14 protein-coding genes and 1 pseudogene are annotated in these 19,929 nt (G+C 65.4%); 6 read left to right on the plus strand and 9 right to left on the minus strand.

All coding sequences use genetic code 11. The features are described from left to right. Positions 1–869 (minus strand): annotated as a pseudogene (locus tag AX702_RS15840) (permease); the annotation flags it as partial. A gap of 128 nt (positions 870–997) precedes the next feature. Here AX702_RS15840 and AX702_RS15845 point away from each other — a divergent pair. The 3 genes from AX702_RS15845 to AX702_RS15855 are packed head-to-tail and all read left to right on the plus strand — an operon-like array spanning position 998 to position 4,193. Further along, positions 998–1,921, plus strand: a complete 924-nt coding sequence (locus AX702_RS15845; protein ID WP_231731891.1) for a BadF/BadG/BcrA/BcrD ATPase family protein — start codon at positions 998–1,000, stop codon at positions 1,919–1,921. Next, complete coding sequence (locus tag AX702_RS15850) at positions 1,918–3,306, plus strand: FAD-binding oxidoreductase (protein ID WP_066781185.1); 1,389 nt, start codon at positions 1,918–1,920, stop codon at positions 3,304–3,306. Before AX702_RS15845 ends, AX702_RS15850 begins: the two co-directional genes overlap by 4 nt. Then, the gene (locus AX702_RS15855; RefSeq protein ID WP_066781187.1) at positions 3,303–4,193 is read left to right on the plus strand and encodes an N-acetylmuramic acid 6-phosphate etherase; all 891 of its coding nucleotides are present in this window, start codon (positions 3,303–3,305) and stop codon (positions 4,191–4,193) included. Before AX702_RS15850 ends, AX702_RS15855 begins: the two co-directional genes overlap by 4 nt. Positions 4,194–4,279: 86 nt before the next feature. Here the strand turns inward: AX702_RS15855 and AX702_RS15860 are convergent, their stop codons facing one another. The 3 genes from AX702_RS15860 to prpB all read right to left on the minus strand — a co-directional run bounded on the left by AX702_RS15860 (position 4,280) and on the right by prpB (position 9,202). Continuing rightward, positions 4,280–6,430 (minus strand): TonB-dependent siderophore receptor, encoded by a 2,151-nt coding sequence (locus tag AX702_RS15860; protein ID WP_066781189.1) that lies wholly within the window; start codon positions 6,428–6,430, stop codon positions 4,280–4,282. Between the two features lie 126 nt (positions 6,431–6,556). Continuing rightward, a complete protein-coding gene (locus AX702_RS15865) occupies positions 6,557–7,957 on the minus strand; it encodes a short-chain fatty acyl-CoA regulator family protein (RefSeq protein ID WP_066781191.1) in 1,401 nt (466 codons plus the stop codon). 327 nt (positions 7,958–8,284) lie between these two features. Then, entirely contained in the window at positions 8,285–9,202 is a 918-nt protein-coding gene (gene prpB / locus AX702_RS15870; RefSeq protein WP_066781193.1) for a methylisocitrate lyase, read from the minus strand. Positions 9,203–9,248: 46 nt separating this feature from the next. Between prpB and AX702_RS15875 the strand changes: the two genes are divergently transcribed. Together AX702_RS15875 and AX702_RS15880 are read left to right on the plus strand one after the other, a co-directional pair. Beyond that, positions 9,249–9,449: a type II toxin-antitoxin system HicA family toxin gene (locus AX702_RS15875; RefSeq protein ID WP_231731892.1), complete on the plus strand. Its 201-nt coding sequence runs from the start codon at positions 9,249–9,251 to the stop codon at positions 9,447–9,449. Between the two features lie 9 nt (positions 9,450–9,458). After that, complete coding sequence (locus AX702_RS15880; protein WP_066781199.1) at positions 9,459–9,851, plus strand: type II toxin-antitoxin system HicB family antitoxin; 393 nt, start codon at positions 9,459–9,461, stop codon at positions 9,849–9,851. 22 nt (positions 9,852–9,873) lie between these two features. Here the strand turns inward: AX702_RS15880 and prpC are convergent, their stop codons facing one another. The 3 genes from prpC to acnD all read right to left on the minus strand — a co-directional run bounded on the left by prpC (position 9,874) and on the right by acnD (position 15,096). Next, positions 9,874–11,031, minus strand: coding sequence for a bifunctional 2-methylcitrate synthase/citrate synthase (gene prpC, locus AX702_RS15885; protein WP_066781201.1), 1,158 nt, complete (start codon positions 11,029–11,031; stop codon positions 9,874–9,876). A gap of 107 nt (positions 11,032–11,138) precedes the next feature. Continuing rightward, the gene (gene prpF, locus AX702_RS15890) at positions 11,139–12,329 is read right to left on the minus strand and encodes a 2-methylaconitate cis-trans isomerase PrpF (RefSeq protein ID WP_066781203.1); all 1,191 of its coding nucleotides are present in this window, start codon (positions 12,327–12,329) and stop codon (positions 11,139–11,141) included. Between the two features lie 142 nt (positions 12,330–12,471). Continuing rightward, a complete protein-coding gene (acnD, locus tag AX702_RS15895; protein WP_082746315.1) occupies positions 12,472–15,096 on the minus strand; it encodes a Fe/S-dependent 2-methylisocitrate dehydratase AcnD in 2,625 nt (874 codons plus the stop codon). 358 nt (positions 15,097–15,454) lie between these two features. On the opposite strand from acnD, the gene AX702_RS15905 reads away from it, so the two are divergent. Continuing rightward, positions 15,455–16,129 (plus strand): epoxyqueuosine reductase QueH, encoded by a 675-nt coding sequence (locus AX702_RS15905; RefSeq protein WP_066781211.1) that lies wholly within the window; start codon positions 15,455–15,457, stop codon positions 16,127–16,129. Between the two features lie 43 nt (positions 16,130–16,172). On the opposite strand, the gene treY is transcribed toward AX702_RS15905, so the two are convergent. Together treY and malQ are read right to left on the minus strand one after the other, a co-directional pair. After that, entirely contained in the window at positions 16,173–18,476 is a 2,304-nt protein-coding gene (treY, locus tag AX702_RS15910; protein WP_066781209.1) for a malto-oligosyltrehalose synthase, read from the minus strand. Continuing rightward, on the minus strand, positions 18,473–19,929 hold a 1,457-nt coding region (malQ, locus tag AX702_RS15915; RefSeq protein ID WP_066781210.1), incomplete at its 5' end, for a 4-alpha-glucanotransferase. The genes malQ and treY, both read right to left, overlap by 4 nt.

Here is a 19,929-nt window from a genome sequence, read left to right on the forward strand (position 1 = left end):
GGCGGGGTGCGGCGGATCTGCGGCAAAGCGACCGCCATGAGCAGGAACGGGAGCATGCAACAGCCAAGCACCCAGGGAGTGACGTTCGTATCGGCGTCGATCCCGGCACCGGCGGCAAGCGAGAGGATGACCCATCCAATGGCCGCGGTAATGGCCAAAGCGGCGCCAAGGATCAGGACGCTGGCGACCAGGCCGGTGGCGAGGGCAGGTACCCTATCCCGCTCGCCCGATCCGCGGCCCGGCATGGCGGCCAGGATCGGGAACGGGACAAAGGCGGCGGCGGCGATGGCGAGATAGGCAATCGTCCACCCGCCCCAGTCCGCCAGCAGGAGCGCGCCGCTGCCGGCAGCAACCATCGCCCCTCGATAGCCCCAGAGATTGGCGGCGACGATCGGGCCCTGTTCGTCCTGCGAAGGGTAAAGTTCGATACGCCAGGCGTCCGCGGCCACTTCCAGGGTGGTCGTCCAAAAGGCCAGCAGGACCGCGAACAGGGCAGTAATGCCGAGCGACGCGTCGCTGGCGGTCAGCGCCATCGCGACCAACGAGGTGAAAATGCCGAGCTGCGCCAGCATCATCCATCCGCGCCGCTGCCCATAGAAGCGGGCGAAGCCGGGCACCGCATAGCGATCCAGCAGCGGCGCCCAGACGAACTTCAGCGTCGGCAGCAATTGCACCCAGGCGAAGAAGCCGATGACGGCGAGCGCCACGCCATGTGCCTGCAGGCGGAGCGCCAGCACGGTGGAGAACATGTAGAAAGGCAGCCCCGCCGCGAAGCCGAGAACGCCGTACAGCGCCATGCCGCGGCGATCGATGGAGGCTGGTGCGGAAGGAGGCTCTGCGAGCGCCGCTTGCGCGGCCAACTGGGTCATGCCCCTGATCGTTCAACGCCTGCTCGTCCGCGTCAATCCCGCCTGCGATAACAGAAGCATTCGGCATCACTGCCGGTTATACCGAAGGGACAAGCCGATATGGGCGGTACGGTGATCGCGGGCGCAGAATGGCTGGCGCAATGGTGAATTGGTATCTCGGCGTGGATGCGGGCGGCAGCCACTGCCGCGCACGTTTGATCGACCAGAACGGCTTGGTGATCGGAACCGGACATGCAGGCCCGGCCAATATGAGGATCGGCGCGGCGGCCGTTCGGGCGGTGTTCGACGATGTGATTGATCAGGCGCTGGAAGCGGCGGGGCTGCCCGGCAGTGCGCGGCGCGAGATCTCGGCCGGCATCGGCATTGCGGGCCTTTCCCGACCCGGAAGCGCAGAAGCGCTGGGCGCGATCGATTTCGGGATGGCGCGCATCTCCTTTGCGACCGATGCAGCGATCGCTAACCTGGGGGCGCATCGCGGGCGCGATGGCGCAACACTGATCCTGGGCACTGGAAGTATTGCGCAACTGCGTGTGGGCGGCGCCGATTTCGCGATCGGAGGCTATGGCTTTCCCATCTCCGACGAGGGAAGCGGCGCGGCACTTGGCCTGTCCGCCATGCGGCATGCGCTGCGCGCTCTGGATGGGCGAACAACGCGCACCCCGCTGGCGCTCGCCATTGCCGCCCGCTTCGGCCATGCCATTCCGCAAGCGATCGCGTGGATGGATCGGGCGACGCCTGCGGACTATGCCGCGCTCGCGCCGATCGTCATCCAATATGCACAGGCGGATGACCCGATCGCCCGGTCGATCGTGGAGGATGCTGCTGGCCATGTCGAACGCTTCATCGAAGCGATCTTCGAACGCGGCGCGCCAGCCTGCGCAATCCTGGGCGGACTGGCACCGCATCTGCGACCGTGGCTGCGCGCTCGGACGGTGGCGAAGCTCAGCGAGCCGCTGGGCGACGCGCTTGACGGCGCACTGTTCCTGGCCGGCTTTGCCTTGCCTGAGGTAAAGGCGCCTGAGGTGAAGAAGCCCGAGGAGCTTGGCGAATGACCGGGCTTGCGCAACTGAGCGAGCAGATGGCCGCTCGCCTTGGCTCGCGCTGGATCACGCACGAGGCTGGTCGCGCGCAATTCATGGCGGCGGAGGGACATCACGAGGCGCGCCTGCCGGACGCAGTGGCGCAGCCGCACACCATTGAAGACGTTCAAGCTTTGATGGCGGTGGCAACGGCCGCCGGGGTACCGGTCGTGCCCTTGGGCGTCGGCACGTCGCTGGAGGGCAATGCAGGGGCGGTGGGCGGAGCCGTCTCGATCGACCTGTCGGGCATGGACCGCGTGCTTGAAGTGGCAGCGGAAGACCTGTTGTGCGTCGTGGAGCCGGGAGTAACGCGCGAGGCGCTGAACGAGGAGCTTCGCGCGACTGGTCTGTTCTTCCCCATCGATCCCGGCGCGAACGCCACCATTGGCGGGATGATCTCCACCCGCGCCTCGGGCACGAATGCGGTTCGATACGGCACGATGCGCGAGAACGTGCTGGCGCTGAAGGTGGTGCTGCCCGACGGCACGCTGATCCGCACGGGCAGCCGGGCTCGAAAATCCGCCGCGGGCTATGATTTGACCCATCTGTTTACCGGATCGGAGGGCACGCTGGGACTCGTGGTCGAGGCCACGGTGCGGCTGCACGGCATCCCGGAAGCGGTGCTGGCGGGAAGCTGGGGCTTCAGCGATCTGGACGGCGCAGTGCGCACCGTGATCGAGACGATCCAGAGCGGCATTCCGGTGGCGCGGATGGAACTGCTTGACCCCGTGGCGATTCGTGCCTGCAACGCTTATGCCGGGCTCAGCCTGCCGGAACAGCCGACCCTGTTCGTTGAGCTGCATGGATCTCCCCGCTCAATCCAAGAGCAGCGCGAGCAGCTGGAGGCGATCGGGAGCAGCCATGGCGCGGCCGCGCTGACCATGTCCGCTGACCGCGACGAGCAACGGCGATTGTGGCGCGCGCGGCACGCCGCTCTACCGGCCGCCAGGGCCATGCTGCCCGATGCGGTGACCTGGTCGACCGACATCTGCGTGCCGATCTCCAAGCTGGCGGAGGCGATCAGGCACGCGCGCGCGGCGATCGATGACGCGGGTCTCCTCGCCCCCATCCTGGGCCATGTGGGTGACGGCAATTACCATGTCTTCTTCGTGCTGCGGCGGGACGATTCCGCCAGCTGGGACAAGGCGCGGGCGGTGAACGAAGGGTTGATCGATTACGCCCTGTCGGTCGGCGGCACCTGCACCGGGGAACATGGCATCGGGATCGGCAAGCGCGCTGCGCTGCTGCGCGAACATGGGGAGGATGCCGTGGCGCTGATGCGGCGGATCAAGGCAGCGGTCGATCCCGCCGGGCTGATGAACCCGGGAAAGGTGTTCATGCCGGAGGTGGGGGCATGAGCACCGAGACGGTTGATCCGCGCTATCTGGACCTTGCCGACTGGCCATCTGCCACGGCCATCGAGGCGATGCTGGAGGGGCAGCTTGCCGCCGTCGCGGCGATCAAGGGTCAGGTGGGCGCGATCGCCGCCGCCGCGGACGCTGCGGCGCGCCGGCTGGGGACGACGGGACGGCTGGTCTATGCCGGCGCGGGCACCTCTGGCCGCGTCGCGGTGCAGGACGGCGTGGAGCTGTTTCCGACCTATAACTGGCCGCGCGACCGGTTGGCGTTCCTGATGGCGGGCGGTACGGCGGCGCTGATCGAGAGCGTCGAGGGCGCGGAGGACGATCCGTTGGCGGGGCGTGCAGCGGTGGCCGATGCCGCGATCGGCGCGAGCGACGTGGTGATCGGCGTGGCGGCAAGCGGGCGCACGCCATATACGCTGGCGGTGATCGACGCGGCACGAGAGGCAGGGGCGCTCACGATCGGCGTGGCGAACAATGCCGGCGCCGCGCTGCTCACGCAGGCCGAACATGCGCTGCTCGCCGATACCGGCAGCGAGGTGGTGGCGGGCTCGACGCGCATGAAGGCGGGCACGGCGCAGAAGGCGGTTCTCAACCTGCTCTCGACCACCATCATGCTGCGGCTGGGGCTGGTTCACCGCGGGCTGATGGTCAACATGCGCGTATCGAACCGCAAGCTGCGTGCGCGGGCCGAGCGGATGGTGGGTGCGATCGCCGGCGTTGACGGGCAAGCTGCGGCGCGGGCGCTCGATGCGGCGGGCGAGGAGATCCGGCAGGCGGTGCTAGTGGCGCTTGGGGCGAGCGCCGCGGAAGCCACGGCGCTGTTGGCGGCACACGCGGGGAATTTAGGGGCGGCGATGGCTGCCTACCGCCGTTCGTCCTGAGCTTGTCGAAGGGCGTGCCACATGGCTCGGCGCTGCATGGCACGGGCTTCGACACGCTCAGCCCGAACGGCTGAGTGAGGCGGTACTCAATAGCGGAAGGTGATCGTCCCTAGCACGGTGCGTGGGGCACCGTAATAGCTCTGGTCGAAGGTCAGCGCGCTCAGGTAACGCTTGTTGGTGACGTTGCGGACGTTGACGCTGAGCGCGACGTGGGGCGTCAATTCGTAGCGGCCCATCAGGTCAGCTAGGACATAGTCGCCCTGATCGAGGCGGATCGGATCGCCCGCGGGAGTGAGCCCGCCGGGCTCGAAATAGAAGTCGCTCTGGTACTGGATCGACGTGCCGACCTTCAGCTGAGGCAGCGACGGCGGCGAATAGGTGAGGTTGAGACGGCCGATGTTGCGCGGTACGAAGGTGCGCTCGGGCTGGTCATCCTCGTTGCGGATCTTCATGAAGGTGAAGCCGCCGGTCGCCTGGAGGCCGGGCGCGAGCTGGCCACCGAATTCGAGCTCCACGCCTTGCGACTTGGCATCGACCGGGATGTACACGGTGCGGCCGAGCGTTGGATCGAACTGGCCGAAGGCGGTATTGTTCTGGCGCGCCTGGAACAATGCGGCGCTCGCGTACAGGCGGCCGTCGAACCATTCGCCCTTCACGCCGCCCTCGATATTGTCGCCGACGATCGGGGGCAGGATCTCGTTGGTCGCGCTCACCTCCACCTGCGGGCGGAAGATCTTGGCGTAGCTGGCGTAGAGGCTGATGTTCGAGGTGACGTCAAATGTCGCGCCGACGAAGGGCGAGAAGCGTGAGCGATCATAGGCCTGCGGCGTGCCGTAGGACGTGCCCTCGCTCGTCGCATGGGTGTAGTTGCCGCCCAGCATGATCTTGAGCGGATCGGCGGGGTTGAGCCGGACGAGGCCGTAGATCGTCTCGCGTACCGTGTGGGTGTCGAGGCTGAGGTCGTACGGTTCCGGGAAGTTCACCTGCGGGAAGGTGCCGTCGAAGAAGGTGTCGAGCGACAGCGGGATGCCAACCTGGCTGTAATCGTAGCTGGAATATTGCTGGTACTTCTCCGCGCCGCGCTGAAGCCCGAGCACCACATCATGGTCGCGGCCGCCGACGGACAGCTTGCCGCTGAGATAGGCGTCAATGGTGAGGTTGCGGGTCTGGCCGCGGAAAGCGCCGGGATAGCTGAAGATGGCGCGGGTATCGAGCGGGTCGTCAGGATCGCCGAGATCGATGCCGCCCGGCGCGCCGCGCACGGGATTGCCGTAGACGTAGAAGAGCGTGTCGTCTTCGCTCGTCGCCCGGCGCAGGACGGAAACCTTGCCCGTCCAGCCGTTGCCGAAATCATGCGTCAGATCACCAAAGATCTGGCGATCGACCACGCCCCAACTCGACCAGTCCGGCGCATAATTGGCGGTGCGATCGAATTCGATGCGGGTACCCTCCGTGTAATAAAGTGGGATCGCGCCCCACATGGCGCCTCGGCTGCGATGGTCCTGATGGCCGTAGCCGGCGCTGATCACGGTGTTGGGGCCGAGATCCGCCTCGACGATGCCGTACCCGGTCCAGCGGCGCAGGCCGTAGCGATCGAGATGGCTGTCGGTATCAAGGAAGGCGCCAACGGCGCGGGCGCGGATCGATCCATCCTTGGTGAGCGGCACGCTGACATCGGCATCGAAGCGAAGATTGTCGAAGGAGCCATATTGCGCGCTCGCCGACGCCTTGATCTCCCGGAAGGGGCGTTTGCGGATGAAGTTGACCACGGCCGATGGATTGCCGGTCGGCGACAGCAGGCCCGGCGCGCCGCGCACCACCTCGATCCGGTCGTAGATGGCGGTGTCGATCGAGCCGGTCTGGATGCCGAACGAGAACGGAAGGCCAATGCCGTCGATCTGGAACGTCTGAATGTCGAACCCACGGGCCGAGTAGTAGATGCGGTCGGTGTCGGAAGTGAGGACGCTGACGCCGGGCACGGTGGTGAGCAGCGCATTGACGTCGTTGAGCTGGAAATCCTCGATCTGCGCGCGGGTGACGACGCTGATCGACTGCGGCGTTTCGCGCTGGCTCATCTGGATACGCGTGGCGGTCCGCTGATCGGTGACGCCATAATCATCGCTGCCTTCGCTGCGCTGGCCGGTGACGACGATGTCGTCGCTGCGCTGTGTATCCGCCGCCGTTTCAGGCGCGGCAATCGCCGCTGCACTGGCGAGTAGTGCGGACATCATCGTCATTATTGCCTCCCTTGAACGAGAGGCCCGCTAGAAACGTTTGCGTGCTATTGCAAGCTAATCTCATTATCACAGATAAATTGGCTGCTCGACTTCGACGACGGTAGCCTTCGCGCCATGGTTGCAAACCTATGCGACGGGATAGGGCGTCAATGTCGCGCGGTTTTCGTCTGCGGCGACCGGACGCCCGATCATGGGAAAGGCGCGTTGCGGGCAGGCAGCGCGCTCGCATACCTTGCATCCGACCCCGATTGGCGTGGCCGCGCGCGGATCCGTGAGGTCGAAGCCGCGCGAATACACCAGCCGATGCGCGTGGCGAATGTCGCAGCCGAGCGCGATGGCGAAGGTCTTGCCCGGCTCCCCGAAAGCGCCGGCGGTGCGGCGGACCGTGCGGGCCACCCACAGATAGGTGCGTCCGTCGGGCATTTGCGCGACCTGACGCAGCACGCGGCCGGGCTGCACAAAGGCCTCGTACACCTTCCACAGGGGGCAACTGCCGCCCACGCGCGAGAAGTGGAAGTCGGTGGCCGACTGGCGCTTGGAGATGTTGCCGGCGCGATCGACGCGGATGAAGAAGAAGGGCACGCCGCGTGCCTCGGGGCGCTGGAGCGTCGAAAGACGGTGGCAGATCGTCTCAAACCCCACGCCGAAATGGCGGCCGAGCTTCTCGATATCGTACGCCTGCGCCTCCGCCTCGGCGAGGAAATCGGCGTAGGGCAGCAAAAGCGCACCGGCGAAATAATTGGCGAGGCCGATGCGGGCGAGGCGGCGCGCTTCGGGGCCGGTGAGGATGGGATCGTCGGCGAGCCGGTCGATGAGGTCGCCGAGTTCGAGAAAGGCGAGCTGGGTCGCCATCTGGAACGCCTGCTGCCCGGCGCGCAGGTCCGGCGAGATGTGGAGCGTGCGGGTGGCGGGATCGTAGCGGCGCTGCACCGCGCCGGGCTCGGACAAAGCAACAGTGATGCCGTGGCGATCCTGCAGACGTCCGATCAGCCCGGCATGGACACGGCGCGGGCCGAAGCCGGCCTCTTTGTAGAGCGCTTCGGCCGCCTGATCGAGCGGCTCGATATGGTTGTAATTGGCGTAGAAGAGCTCGCGGACCTGCTCGAACGGCATGCGCGCGCCGCCGCCCTCAATCCATTGGTCGCCGAGCTGCGCGGCCATCGCCTCGGTGCGCTCGGTGAGGTCACGCTGGCGGCGATGGAGCGCAATCAGCGTGCGCGCGACTGCGGGCATGTTGGTGGCGAGCTCGCGGATTTCGGCGAGTGCGATCGGCTCGGGCGCTTCGGTCAGGCTGTCGCGCAGGTCGGTGATGAGGCGTGCTTCCTCGTCCTCCGAGAAGAGCTGGACGTCGATGCCGAAGACCTGGTTGATCTTGAGCAGCACGGGGACGGTGAGAGGGCGCTGATTCTGCTCGATCTGGTTGAGGTAGCTGGTCGAGATGCCGAGCGCTTGGGCGAGCTCGACCTGTTTCAGGCGGCGTTCTTCGCGCAGGCGGCGGAGGCGCACGCCCATGAAGGTCTTCCGCATTCCTTCGCACCTTTCGCTTCGGCTCTGCGGAAAGGAGTAGCGGGTTGCGGATGTTGCGGAAAGTGCTGCCTCCGTCATGCCGGCTTTGTGCCGGCATCCAGAGAGCCTCGCTTTCAACGGCTGTGGAGTTTGCGGAGGGCTGGATGCCGGCACGAGGCCGGCATGACGATTGGGGGTCAGGTCAGCTCACCCGCTGCCATCATCCCGGGCTTGATCCGGGATCCAACGTGCAGCGAGAGCTTCGGCTTCAGCGTGTGCGGGACGTTGGACCCCGGCGCAAGGCCGGGGTGACGTTGGTGCTTAGGCCGGGGTGACGTAAGGCAAGGATCAGGCGTTGGGCATCACCGGCACCACCGTCTTGATGATGCTGGCGTCCAGTTCCTCGAAGTCGTGCAGGCCGATCGTGTCGTACAGTTCCTGGCGGGTCTGCATGCGGTCGACGTATTTGTGGGTGCCGCCGTTTTCCTTGATCGAGGCGTAGAGTTCGGCCTGCGCCTTGTTGGCGACGCGCAGGGACGAGACCGGCCAGATCACCATCTTATAGCCCATCGCCTCGAATTCGGCGGCGGTGTAGAAGGGCGTCTTGCCGAATTCGGTCATGTTCGCGAGCAGCGGCACGTTGGGCACGGCCTTCGCGAACTTTTCAAACATCTCGCGGGTGTTCAGCGCCTCGGGGAAGATCGCGTCGGCCCCCGCCTCAACATAGAGCTTGGCGCGCTCGACCGCCGCGTCGAAGCCCTCGACGCCGGCGGCGTCGGTGCGGGCGACGATGACGATGTCGCGCGCGGCCTTCTTCGCGGCGGCGACCTTGGTCGCCATGTCCATCGCGGAGACCAGGTTCTTGCCGTTCAGGTGCCCGCACTTCTTCGGCAGGATCTGGTCCTCAAGATGGACGGCGCCGGCGCCGGCATCCTCGAAGGTGCGGACCATGTGCATGACGTTCAGCGCCTCACCATAGCCGGTGTCGCCGTCGACCAGCAGCGGCAGGCCCGACGAACGGACGATCTGGCGGATGAAGAAAGCAACTTCGTCGACAGTGATGATGCCGAGATCGGGCAGGCCCATCGACGCGGTCATCGCCGCGCCCGACAGATACAGGCCGTCGAAGCCGGCATTGCGCGCCTGGATCGCGGCCTGGCCGTTGTGCGCACCGGGCAGCTGGAAGATGCCGGGGCGCTCAAGGCCCGCGCGGAAGCGCTTGCCGGCGGATTCGGTGGGGAGGTCGGAGGCGAGGAGGTAGGGCATTGGAAGGTCCTTATGGGTCGGCTTCGATGTTGACGCGATCTGGTCAGTGCGTATCTATATACTTATGGAGCGGAACAGCAGACTGATTGTAAAGCGGCTCCGCGACGAGGGTTACGAATTGATCGGTGCGAAGGGATCGCACCACAAGTTTCGCAAGGGTGCGATCACGATCATCGTGCCGCATCCCAAGAAAGACCTGCCGCTGGGCACCGCGCGCAGCATCGCCCGGATGGCCGGCTGGATCTGAGGAAATGCCATGACCTACTATATCGGCGTCGTCCACAAGGATGCGGACAGCAGCTACGGCATAGCCTTTCCCGATCTTCCGGGATGCTTCTCGGCGGGAGAAGACTTGGCCGAACTGGAGCGCAACGCGATCGAGGCGATCGACCTGTTCCTGGAAGGCGAGGATGTTGGAAGTTATCCCGCCCGAGACATGAATGCGATCCGAGACGGATTGGAGGCGGACGACCGAGCCGCCATGCTGATGGCAGTGCCGTTCGTCCGATCCGGCGGCCGCACCGTACGCGTGAACTTCACCGTAGATGCGGCCACGCTTGCTGCGATCGACGCGGCGGCCAAGCGGCGCAACCTCTCGCGCAGCGCTTTTTTGGTAAGCGCTGCGCATAACGAGATTGCGGGTCACTGATGGCTGACCGTCGCGCACAGGCTTACTTGCGCTCGGCCAGCGGCACCCACTTGAGGTCTTCGGGGCCGGTGTAGTTCGCCGAGGGCCGGATGATCTTGTTGTCCTCGCGCTGCTCGATGACGTGCGCGGCCCAGCCGCTGGTGCGGGCGATCACGAACAGCGGCGTGAACATCGCGGTGGGGACGCCCATCATGTGATAGGAGACGGCCGAGAACCAGTCGAGGTTCGGGAACATCTTCTTCACTTCCATCATCACCGCCTCGAGGCGGTCGGCGATGTCGTACATCTTGGTCGAGCCGGCCTCGTCCGACAGCTTCTTGGCGACGCGCTTGATGACGACGTTGCGCGGGTCGCTGATCGTATAGACCGGGTGGCCGAAGCCGATGATGACTTCCTTGGCTTCCATCCGGCGACGGATGTCGGCCTCGGCATCGTCCGGGTTCTGGTAGCGCTTCTGGATCTCGAACGCGACTTCGTTGGCGCCGCCGTGCTTGGGGCCGCGCAGCGCGCCGATCGCGCCGGTGATGCACGAATGCATGTCCGATCCGGTGCCGGCGATGACGCGCGACGTGAAGGTCGAGGCGTTGAACTCATGCTCGGCATAGAGGATCAGCGACGTGTGCATTGCCTGCACCCAGCTGTCGCTCGGCTTCTCACCGTGAAGGAGGTGGAGGAAGTGGCCGCCGATCGACTCGTCGTCGGTCTCGACCTCGATCTCCACGCCGTTGTTCGACAGGTGATACCAATAGAGCAGCATGGAGCCGAGGCTGGCCATCAGCCGGTCGGCGATGTCGCGGGCGCCAGGGCTGTTGTGGTCATCCTTCTCGGGCAGCGCGCAGCCGAGTGCGGAGACGCCGGTGCGCATCACATCCATTGGGTGGGCAGCGGCGGGGAGGGCGGCGAGAGCTTCCTTCACCGCGAGCGGGAGGCCGCGCAGCGCCTTGAGCTTGGCCTTGTACGCCTTGAGCTCGGCGGGATTAGGGAGCCAGCCGTGGACGAGGAGGTGGGCGATCTCCTCGAATTCCGCGCCCTCAGCGAAGTCGAGGATGTCATAGCCGCGATAGTGCAGGTCGTTGCCGGTGCGGCCGACGGTGCACAGCGCGGTGTTGCCGGCAGTGACGCCCGAGAGGGCGACGGACTTCTTCGGCTTGAAGGTGGGAGCGGTGGCGGTGTCGGTCATGCTCTTTCGGTCCTCTTTCTACTTTTCCGTTCGCCCTGCGTGGGGCGTGTTACAAGCGCTACCGTTCGGGGCACGTGCTTCGACAGGCTCAGCACGAACGGTTGTTTCTAGAAGCTGCCCTCCGGCACGCGGACGTGGCCTTCCATCAGGATGCGGGCGCTTCGACTCATGATCGCTTTGGTGACGGTCCATTGACCGTCGACTTGGCGGGCCTCCGCGCCGACGCGCAGGGTGCCGGAGGGGTGGCCGAAGCGGACCGACTGGCGCTCGCCGCCGCCGGCCGCCTGGTTGACGAGCGTGCCCGGGACGGCTGCGGCGGTGGCGATGGCGACCGAGGCGGTGCCCATCATCGCGTGGTGGAGCTTGCCCATCGACAAGGCGCGGACGAGCAGGTCGATATCACCGGCTTTCACGATCTTGCCGCTGGAGGAGGGGTAATCGGTCGGCGGGGCGACAAAGGCGATCTTGGGCGTGTGCTGACGCTTGGCGGCTTCCTCGGGCGACTTGATGAGGCCCATCTTGAGCGCGCCGATCGTGCGCAGCGCCTCGAAGCGGCGGAGCGTGTCGGGATTGGTGTTGATCGTCTCGCGCAGCTCGGTGCCGGTGAAGCCGATGTCGGCGGCGTTCACGAAGATGGTCGGAATGCCCGCGGTGATCATCGTCGCCTTTAGCTTGCCGCCGGGGACGATTTCCTCGGGCACGTCAAGTTCGTCGACGAGATTGCCCGTGGGGAACATTGAGCCACCCTCTTCGCCGTCGTCGGCGGGGTCGACGAATTCGAGGACGATCTCGGCCGCGGGGAAGGTGACGCCGTCGAGTTCGAAGTCGCCGGTTTCCTGCACTTCGCCATTGGCGACCGGGACGTGGGCGATGATCGTCTTGTTGATGTTCGCCTGCCAGATGCGGACGATGCAGATGCCGTTCTCGGCGCGGTTCGCGTCGACATAGCCGGCGTGGATCGCGAAGGCGCCAGCGCCGGTCGAGAGATTGCCGCAATTACCGGACCAGTCCACGAAATCGGTGTCGATCGACACCTGGCCGTATAGATAATCGACGTCGTGGTCGGGCTGGCTGCTCGGCGAGACGATCACGCACTTGCTGGTGCTGGAAGTCGCGCCGCCCATGCCATCGATCTGCGCGGCATAGGGGTCGGGGCTTCCGATGACGCGCTGGAACAGCTTGTCGCGAGCGGCACCGGGAGTGCGAGCGGACTCGGGGAGGTCCTCAAGGCGGAAGAACACGCCCTTGCTGGTGCCGCCGCGCATGTAGGTGGCGGGAATGCGGGTTTGGCCGGTCATTGGCGTGCTGCCTCGCTTTGCTTCACTTCGTCATGCCGGACCTGTGCCGGCATCCAGGGTGCCGCGTATCCGGCGCCGCTAGGTTCGCGGACGGCTGAACCCCGGCACAAGGCCGGGGTGACGGTAGTGTGTGCGGCGGGCGTCACGCTGCGGCCGCCTCCGACGCCAAAAAGTCCTGGGCGAAGCGCTGGAGGACGCCGCCGGCTTCGTAGATCGAGACCTCCTCCGCCGTGTCGAGGCGGCAAGTGACGGGGACTTCCTCGGTCGAGCCGTCCTTGCGGCGGACGATCAGCGTCAGCGTGGCGCCGGGGCGGCGCTCACCGACCACGTCATAGGTCTCAGTGCCGTCGAGGCCGAGCGTCAGGCGGGTGGTGCCCGGCTTGAACTCGCACGGCAGCACGCCCATGCCAATGAGGTTGGTGCGGTGGATGCGCTCGAAGCCCTCCGCGACGATCGCTTCGACGCCGGCGAGGCGCACGCCCTTGGCAGCCCAGTCACGCGAGGAGCCCTGACCGTAGTCGGCACCGGCGATGATGATCAGCGGCTGAGCACGATCAAGATACGTCTCGATTGCCTCCCACATGCGCATCACCTTGCCGTCGGGCTCGACGCGGGCAAGGCTCCCCTTCTTCACCGCGCCTTCGACCACCGCCATCTCGTTGACGAGCTGCGGGTTGGCAAAGGTCGCGCGCATCGCCGTCAAGTGATCGCCGCGATGGGTGGCGTAGGAGTTATAGTCCTCCTCGGGCACGCCCATCTTGGTCAAATATTCGCCGGCCGCGGAGCTGGCGAGGATCGCGTTCGAGGGCGAGAGGTGGTCGGTCGTGATGTTGTCGGGCAGGATTGCAAGCGGGCGCATGTCCTTCAGCGTGCGCGGATGTGCCGCGAGCGCGCCGACCCCCTCGGTGTCCCAATAGGGCGGACGGCGGATGTAGGTGGACGTGGGGCGCCAATCGTAGAGCGGGCTGATCTTCTCCGCCGAGCGCGCGCGGGCGCCGAACATCGGCTCGTACACCTTGCGGAACTGCTCGGGCTTCACGTGCGCGGCGACGATCGCGTCGATCTCTTCGTCGGTGGGCCAGAGATCCTTGAGGCGGATCTCGCGGCCGTCGACCACCCCCAGCACGTCGCGCTCGATGTCGAAACGGACGGTGCCGGCAATCGCATAGGCCACCACGAGCGGCGGCGAGGCGAGGAACGCCTGCTTGGCATAGGGGTGAATGCGGCCGTCGAAGTTGCGGTTACCTGAGAGAACGGCAGTCGCGTAGAGATCGCGGTCGATGATCTCCTGCTGAATCTTGGGGTCCAGTGCGCCCGACATGCCGTTGCAAGTGGTGCACGCGAAGGCGACGATACCGAAGCCGAGCTTTTCCAGTTCGGGAAGCAGGCCGGCTTCCTCCAGATAGAGACGCGCGACGATCGAGCCGGGGGCGAAGCTGGACTTCACCCAAGGCTTGCGGACGAGGCCGAGTTCGTTGGCCTTTTTTGCGACAAGCCCTGCGGCGACGACGTTGCGCGGGTTCGATGTGTTGGTGCAGCTGGTGATCGCGGCGATGATCACCGCGCCGTCGGGGAGCAGGCCTGCGCGTTCCTCCGCCTGTGCCTTCTCGAGATCTACCGCGATGCCGCGCTCCTCCAGTGCGGAGGTCGGCAGGCGGCGGTGCGGGTTAGACGGGCCGGCGAGGTTGCGCTCGACGGTGGAGAGGTCGAACTCAAGGACGCGCTCATACTCGGCGGTCTTGAGCGCATCGGCCCACAGGCCGGTGTGCTTGGCATAGGTCTCGACCAGCTTGACCTGCTCGCTCTCGCGGCCGGTGAGCAGGAGATAGTCGATCGTCTGCTGGTCGATGTAGAACATCGACGCGGTCGCGCCATATTCCGGGCACATATTCGAGATGGTCGCGCGATCGCCGATCGTCAGGCTGTCCGCGCCCTCGCCGAAGAATTCGATCCACGCGCCGACGACGCGTTCCTTGCGGAGAAATTCGGTGATTGCGAGAACGATGTCGGTAGCGGTGATGCCCGGCTGGCGCTTGCCGGTGAGGCGGACGCCGACGATATCGGGCAGGCGCATCATCGACGCGCGGCCAAGCATCACCGTCTCCGCCTCCAGCCCACCAACGCCAATTGCGATAACGCCCAGCGCATCGACATGCGGCGTGTGGCTGTCAGTGCCGACGCAGGTGTCGGGGAAGGCAACGCCGTCGCGCAGCTGGATGACGGGCGACATCTTTTCCAGATTGATCTGGTGCATGATGCCGTTGCCGGCGGGGATCACGTCGACGTTCTGGAACGCCTCCTTGGTCCATTCGATGAAGTGGAAGCGATCCTCGTTGCGGCGATCCTCGATCGCGCGGTTCTTCTCGAACGCCTGCGGGTCGAAGCCGCCGTGCTCGACGGCGAGGCTGTGATCCACGATCAGCTGGGTCGGAACGACGGGGTTGACCTTCGCCGGGTCGCCGCCCTGATCGGCGATCGCGTCGCGCAAACCCGCGAGGTCGACGAGCGCGGTCTGGCCGAGAATGTCGTGGCAGACGACGCGCGCGGGATACCAGGGGAAGTCCAGATCCCGCTTGCGCTCGACGATCTGGGTGAGGGCGTCGGTGAGCAAAGCGGGGTCGCAGCGGCGAACGAGCTGCTCGGCCAGGACACGCGCCACATAGGGCAGGCCGTCATAAGCGCCCGGTCGGATCGCCTCGATCGCTTCGCGCGTGTCGAAGAAGTCGACCTGGGTTCCGGGGAGTTGCTTGCGATGGGCGCGGTTCATGGCTGAATCTCTGTCTGGCTTGGCGCCGCGCACGGTTCCGAGACTCTCCCGAGTTGTGCGCGTCGCTTCGTACGATCACGGCTTACCATTTGTGCATTATCCGCAAACGCGCAACCCATGCAGGCGATCTAAAGGGCGAAGATCGGCGGATGGCATGAGGGCGAGACTGCGAAGTTTGCGAATGAAGCTTTCATCTTCGCGGCCTCGCGCCGGCGTTGAAGGCGCCGCGTGAGCAGCGGCTGGCGACGCTCGCGGGGCTCTGGATCGCGCACCAAGTCTTGGCCGGCGCTGGGTGATTCGCGGACGTCGCGGCTCAAACGTCTGTGATCGGCGGGCATTTTGCTATATGCGCCAGGCCATGACCAAGCCCGTCACCACTGACATCGACCGCCCGATCCTGACGCCGCCTGATGGCCACAAGAAGGTGTTGCTGCACAGCTGCTGTGCGCCCTGCTCAGGCGAAGTGATGGAGGCGATGACCGCGAGCGGGATCGACTATACGATCTTCTTCTACAACCCGAACATCCACCCCAAGGAGGAATATATCCTTCGCAAGGAGGAAAATATCCGCTTTGCCGAGAAGCACGACATCCCCTTCGTGGATGCCGACTACGACACGGTGAACTGGTTCAAGCGTGCGCGCGGGATGGAGAACGAGCCTGAGCGCGGCGTACGCTGCACCATGTGCTTCGACATGCGGTTTGAGCGTACGGCGCTTTATGCGCATGAGAATGGCTTCCCGGTGATCACGTCGTCGCTCGGCATCTCGCGCTGGAAGAACATGACGCAGATCAACGATTGCGGTGAACGGGCGGCGGGGCGTTATCCTGACCTGAGCTATTGGACGTTCAACTGGCGCAAGGGTGGCGGCGCGGCGCGGATGATCGACATTTCCAAGCGCGAGAACTTCTACCAGCAGGAATATTGCGGCTGCGTCTATTCGCTGCGCGACACGAATGCCCATCGCGTGTCGCAGGGGCGGCAGGAGATCGAGATCGGCAAGCTGTTCTACGGGACTGATCAGCAGGCGTAGCTGACGTACGGGGGGGGGTGAACGCCGATCGCTCGAGAGGCGCTTAGCTGACCTCGAACCACACAGGTGATGCCTCGAACAGGCGCGTAGCTTGGTGCTCGGGACCGGAGGCGAAGCGGATGGTCGTTCCGTCAGGGCTGCTGTCGTCCAGCTTCACCGCGCAACGCAATGTCTTGTCGCCGTGCCGACGCTCGAAGGCGAGCAGGCGCGTGGTGCCAGTGGCGCTGGCCGGCTCATAGCTGCCGCCGATGAACAGCGCCGGGTTTTCACGTCGGGCCGCCAGCAACGCGATTATCAGTTGGAGCTTGGCCGGGGGAAGGTCGAGCGCGGCGAAGCGCGCGGGGAAATCCACTGCGCGCCGGTTGTCGGGATCAACGAGGCTGAGATCTGCCAATTCTGTGCCCTGATACAGGTCCGGCACGCCGGGCAAGGTGTATCGCAATGCGACCTGAACGAGGCTGTTCCGGGCAGCAGTGGGTGCGATCTCGGCGAGAAAGCTCTCGATGGCTGCGGTAAAGCGTGGGTCGGTGATGAGCGCGCGGGCAAGATCGTTGCAGCGCGTCTCATAGTCTTCGTTGGGTGCTTCCCAGGATGAGCGCAGCTTGGCCTCGCGCAGAGCCTTGGTCTGCCAGGCGGAGATGCGGTCGGCGAAGTCGTCGGTCAGTCGATCGGGCCAGGCGCCGAGAAGCGACTGGAACAGCATGTAGCGGTCCCCGCGATCGACATCGCTGGACATCGGCTCTGCAATCGCCTCCCATCCCACAACCGTTTCACGCCAGCGCATAGGCATGCTGCTCAGCACTGCGAGCCGCGCGCGCGTGTCTTCGCCACGCTTGTGGTCGTGCGTCGCGGTGGTCAGCATGGCACGAGGCCAGTGCCGCGCGCGGGCGATCATGCGCTCGTGAAAGGTCGAAGGCTCCATTGTCATCCGAGCGGCATCGAAGCCTACGTCGTTTCGCGACAGCAGGCGGCCATAGCGATAGAAAGCCGTGTCTTCCAATGCCTTGGCGGCGATTGGTGCAGAGAGTTGTTGAAAGCGGCGCACCGCGTCAGCTCGTTCTTCGACACTGCCCGAACCGTTACCGGCCAGCCATTCAAGGATGAGGTCCGCCACCTTCTCCTCCCCCGGTGGGAGATGCGGCGCGACCCGACTGCGCGTTTCCTTGCGGATCGCCGCATCGCTGGCGGGCGCGTCCGGGCCATAGGTGCGGTAGACGGGAAAGACCCAGAGCAATCGCTCGACCGCGCGGCGCAGCATGGCGCGGGTCACGCCATCGGGAGCAATCCGTGCAAAAGCATCGACACAGCCTTCGAGCTGACCGGTGAATTGCCACGCGAGCAGTTGCTGCCTTGCGAGAAGTTCTTCCGAATGCAGCTCAGCGGGTCGGCCGCTGACGTCATGCCATAAGGCGCCGAGCGGCGCGGCGCCGGCGGGATCGTGAAGCAGAGCTGCGACATCCTCCATGAAATCGTAACCACTCGTGCCATTTACCGCCCACTCTTCCGATAGCGCCTCACCTGGACCAAGGATCTTTTCGATGACGATCCATGCATCGGGCCCAAGCCGTTCGCGTAGAGCACGGCAGTAGCTGAGCGGATCCGTGAGGCCGTCGACATGGTCGACCCGCACGCCGTCGATCAGCCCTTCCGCATGCAAGCGGAAGTAGAGCTGATGCGTTTTCTCGAACACCGCTGGATCCTCGATCCGCACGCCCGCGAGTTCGTTGATCGCAAAGAAGCGCCGCCAGTTGAGCTCGTCGTTAGCGGTGCGCCAGAGCGCGAGACGATAGTGCTGGCGGGCAAGGAGCGCCCCGATCCGTTCCCGGTCCGGTGCATTCTGGTCTTCGTCACGGAGCGGAAAATGCTGCTCTCCATAGGCAGTTATCCACCAACGCTCGTTACGATGCTCAACCTTGATCACGCCTTCCGCCAAGGCTTGGGTCAGCGAGGTGCCGAGGACCGGAAGAACGATCGGGCGCGACCAGTCGATGTCGAAGATTTCGGCATAGTCGCTGGCGCGGCCGTGGCGGAGCACGTCGTTCCACCAGGGGTTGGTATCACCGGCCACACCCATGTGGTTGGGCACGATGTCGATGATCATGCCCATGCCGCGCGCCCGCAACACCTTGACCAAGCTGCGGAAGCCTTCCTCACCGCCGAGTTCGGGATTGATCGATGTGGGATCCACCACGTCATAGCCATGGGTCGAGCCCGGCGCCGCGGTGGTGATGGGGGAGGCGTAGATGTGACTGATGCCGAGGCGATCGAGGTAGGGCACGATCTCCTCCGCATCAGCAAAGGTGAAATCCTTATAAAACTGAAGACGATAGGTCGCGCGGGGGATCATCCGGGCCTCTTGGCGGTAAGCATCTGGGTACGGGCGGCGACAGTCACGTCGGCGAGCAGCTGATCAGTGGCGGCGGGCATGCGGCGGCGCCAGTTGGGATGCTCGTCAACGGTGCCGGGCAGATTAGGTTGCTCCTCAAGGCCGAGCAGATCTTCGAGCGGGTAGATGGCGAGGGCGGCGGGCGCATTGGACACCGCTGCGAGGACCTGATCCAGCGGCGCTGGCTCCGGGGCGACAGTAGCTATTCCAATAGCTTGTGCCAGGGACTTGCGTTCGTCTGTTCGACTCTCAAGGCTTGCGGCCCGACCGCTGATCTTCGCCCGCCAATCGAGATCGCGGCCCTTCCACCAGCCGGCGACGGTGGGCGTGTCGTGCGTGCCAGTCATGGCTACGGCGTCCGCATCCCATTGGGCAGGCGAGACAAAATCGCCTTCTTCGTCCCGTTCAAACGGTAGGACGTGCATGCCGAGCATGCCGCGCCGGGAGAGATCGTCGCGCAGGCCGGGCGGGACGGTGCCCAGATCCTCCGCAATGACGATTGCCCCGGCCCTATGTGCCTCGATCGCGACGATATTCTTGAGGATATCGCCTGGCATGGTGAGATATGCGCCATCGACCGCGGTGCCGCCGTCGGGAACGATCCAGAGGTGGTCAAGGCCGATTGCATGATCGATACGGAGACCGCCGGCATGACGCAGCGCGGTGCGTATGGTGTTGATAAAAGGCGCAAAGCCGGTGCGTGCCAAGGCGAAGGGGTCGAGGGCGGAGATGCCCCAGTTCTGACCATCGGGGCCGAGCGGATCGGGGGGGGCGCCGATGGTAACGCCCGTGAGGAGATCCTGCGGAGCGCTCCAGCCGTGGCTGCCGCCACGATCGGTGCCGACGGCGAGGTCCGCAACAAGGCCGATTGCCATGTGGTCCCGGGCACATTCTTGTGCGTGTGCAAGGCCTTGGTCGGCGAGCCATTGAAGATAGGTGAAGAAGGCAACGTCATCGGCGTGCTCGGCGGCGAAGCGTTGGACCGCGGGGCTGGCAGGATCACGAAGCTCGGCGGGCCAGGCGGGCCAGCCCTGGCCGCCGAAGTGGAGGTTTATAGCGTCGAACAGCGCGTGATCGGAGACGTTCGGCCTGGTTTCGGCCACGTACGCCGCAACCTTGGCCCGAACTTCGGAAGAGGCATTCGCAAACGAAAGCCGCAGGTGGTTTAAACGAACATCGTGGGAGGTTCGCCAGTCGATCAGGTCGGGTGCAGGCTCATCCGGAAACGGCATGCCGACCAGTGATGGATCGGCGAGCATGACATTGTGGAAGAGGCGTGAGGACGGGGCATAGGGGCTGAAGCGGCCCGGGTCGCCGGGGAAGAGCGCGTGGGTGGGGCTGATCGCGAGCGCGGTGGCGCCGGCACGGCCGAAGGCGGCCGCGGCGCGGGCGAGGGTGGCGTAAGTGCCGTAGG

Source organism: Sphingomonas sp. CCH5-D11 (assembly GCF_001557395.1).
Lineage (GTDB): Bacteria > Pseudomonadota > Alphaproteobacteria > Sphingomonadales > Sphingomonadaceae > Sphingomonas.

Bases quoted from the DNA above. Each gene is read 5' to 3' on its own strand.
- AX702_RS15845 (WP_231731891.1), top strand. From the start codon at position 998: ATGGCTGGCGCAATGGTGAATTGGTATCTCGGCGTGGATGCGGGCGGC.
- AX702_RS15850 (WP_066781185.1), top strand. From the start codon at position 1,918: ATGACCGGGCTTGCGCAACTGAGCGAGCAGATGGCCGCTCGCCTTGGC.
- AX702_RS15855 (WP_066781187.1), top strand. From the start codon at position 3,303: ATGAGCACCGAGACGGTTGATCCGCGCTATCTGGACCTTGCCGACTGG.
- AX702_RS15860 (WP_066781189.1), bottom strand. From the start codon at position 6,430: ATGACGATGATGTCCGCACTACTCGCCAGTGCAGCGGCGATTGCCGCG.
- AX702_RS15865 (WP_066781191.1), bottom strand. From the start codon at position 7,957: ATGCGGAAGACCTTCATGGGCGTGCGCCTCCGCCGCCTGCGCGAAGAA.
- prpB (WP_066781193.1), bottom strand. From the start codon at position 9,202: ATGCCCTACCTCCTCGCCTCCGACCTCCCCACCGAATCCGCCGGCAAG.
- AX702_RS15880 (WP_066781199.1), top strand. From the start codon at position 9,459: ATGACCTACTATATCGGCGTCGTCCACAAGGATGCGGACAGCAGCTAC.
- prpC (WP_066781201.1), bottom strand. From the start codon at position 11,031: ATGACCGACACCGCCACCGCTCCCACCTTCAAGCCGAAGAAGTCCGTC.
- prpF (WP_066781203.1), bottom strand. From the start codon at position 12,329: ATGACCGGCCAAACCCGCATTCCCGCCACCTACATGCGCGGCGGCACC.
- acnD (WP_082746315.1), bottom strand. From the start codon at position 15,096: ATGAACCGCGCCCATCGCAAGCAACTCCCCGGAACCCAGGTCGACTTC.
- AX702_RS15905 (WP_066781211.1), top strand. From the start codon at position 15,455: ATGACCAAGCCCGTCACCACTGACATCGACCGCCCGATCCTGACGCCG.
- treY (WP_066781209.1), bottom strand. From the start codon at position 18,476: ATGATCCCCCGCGCGACCTATCGTCTTCAGTTTTATAAGGATTTCACC.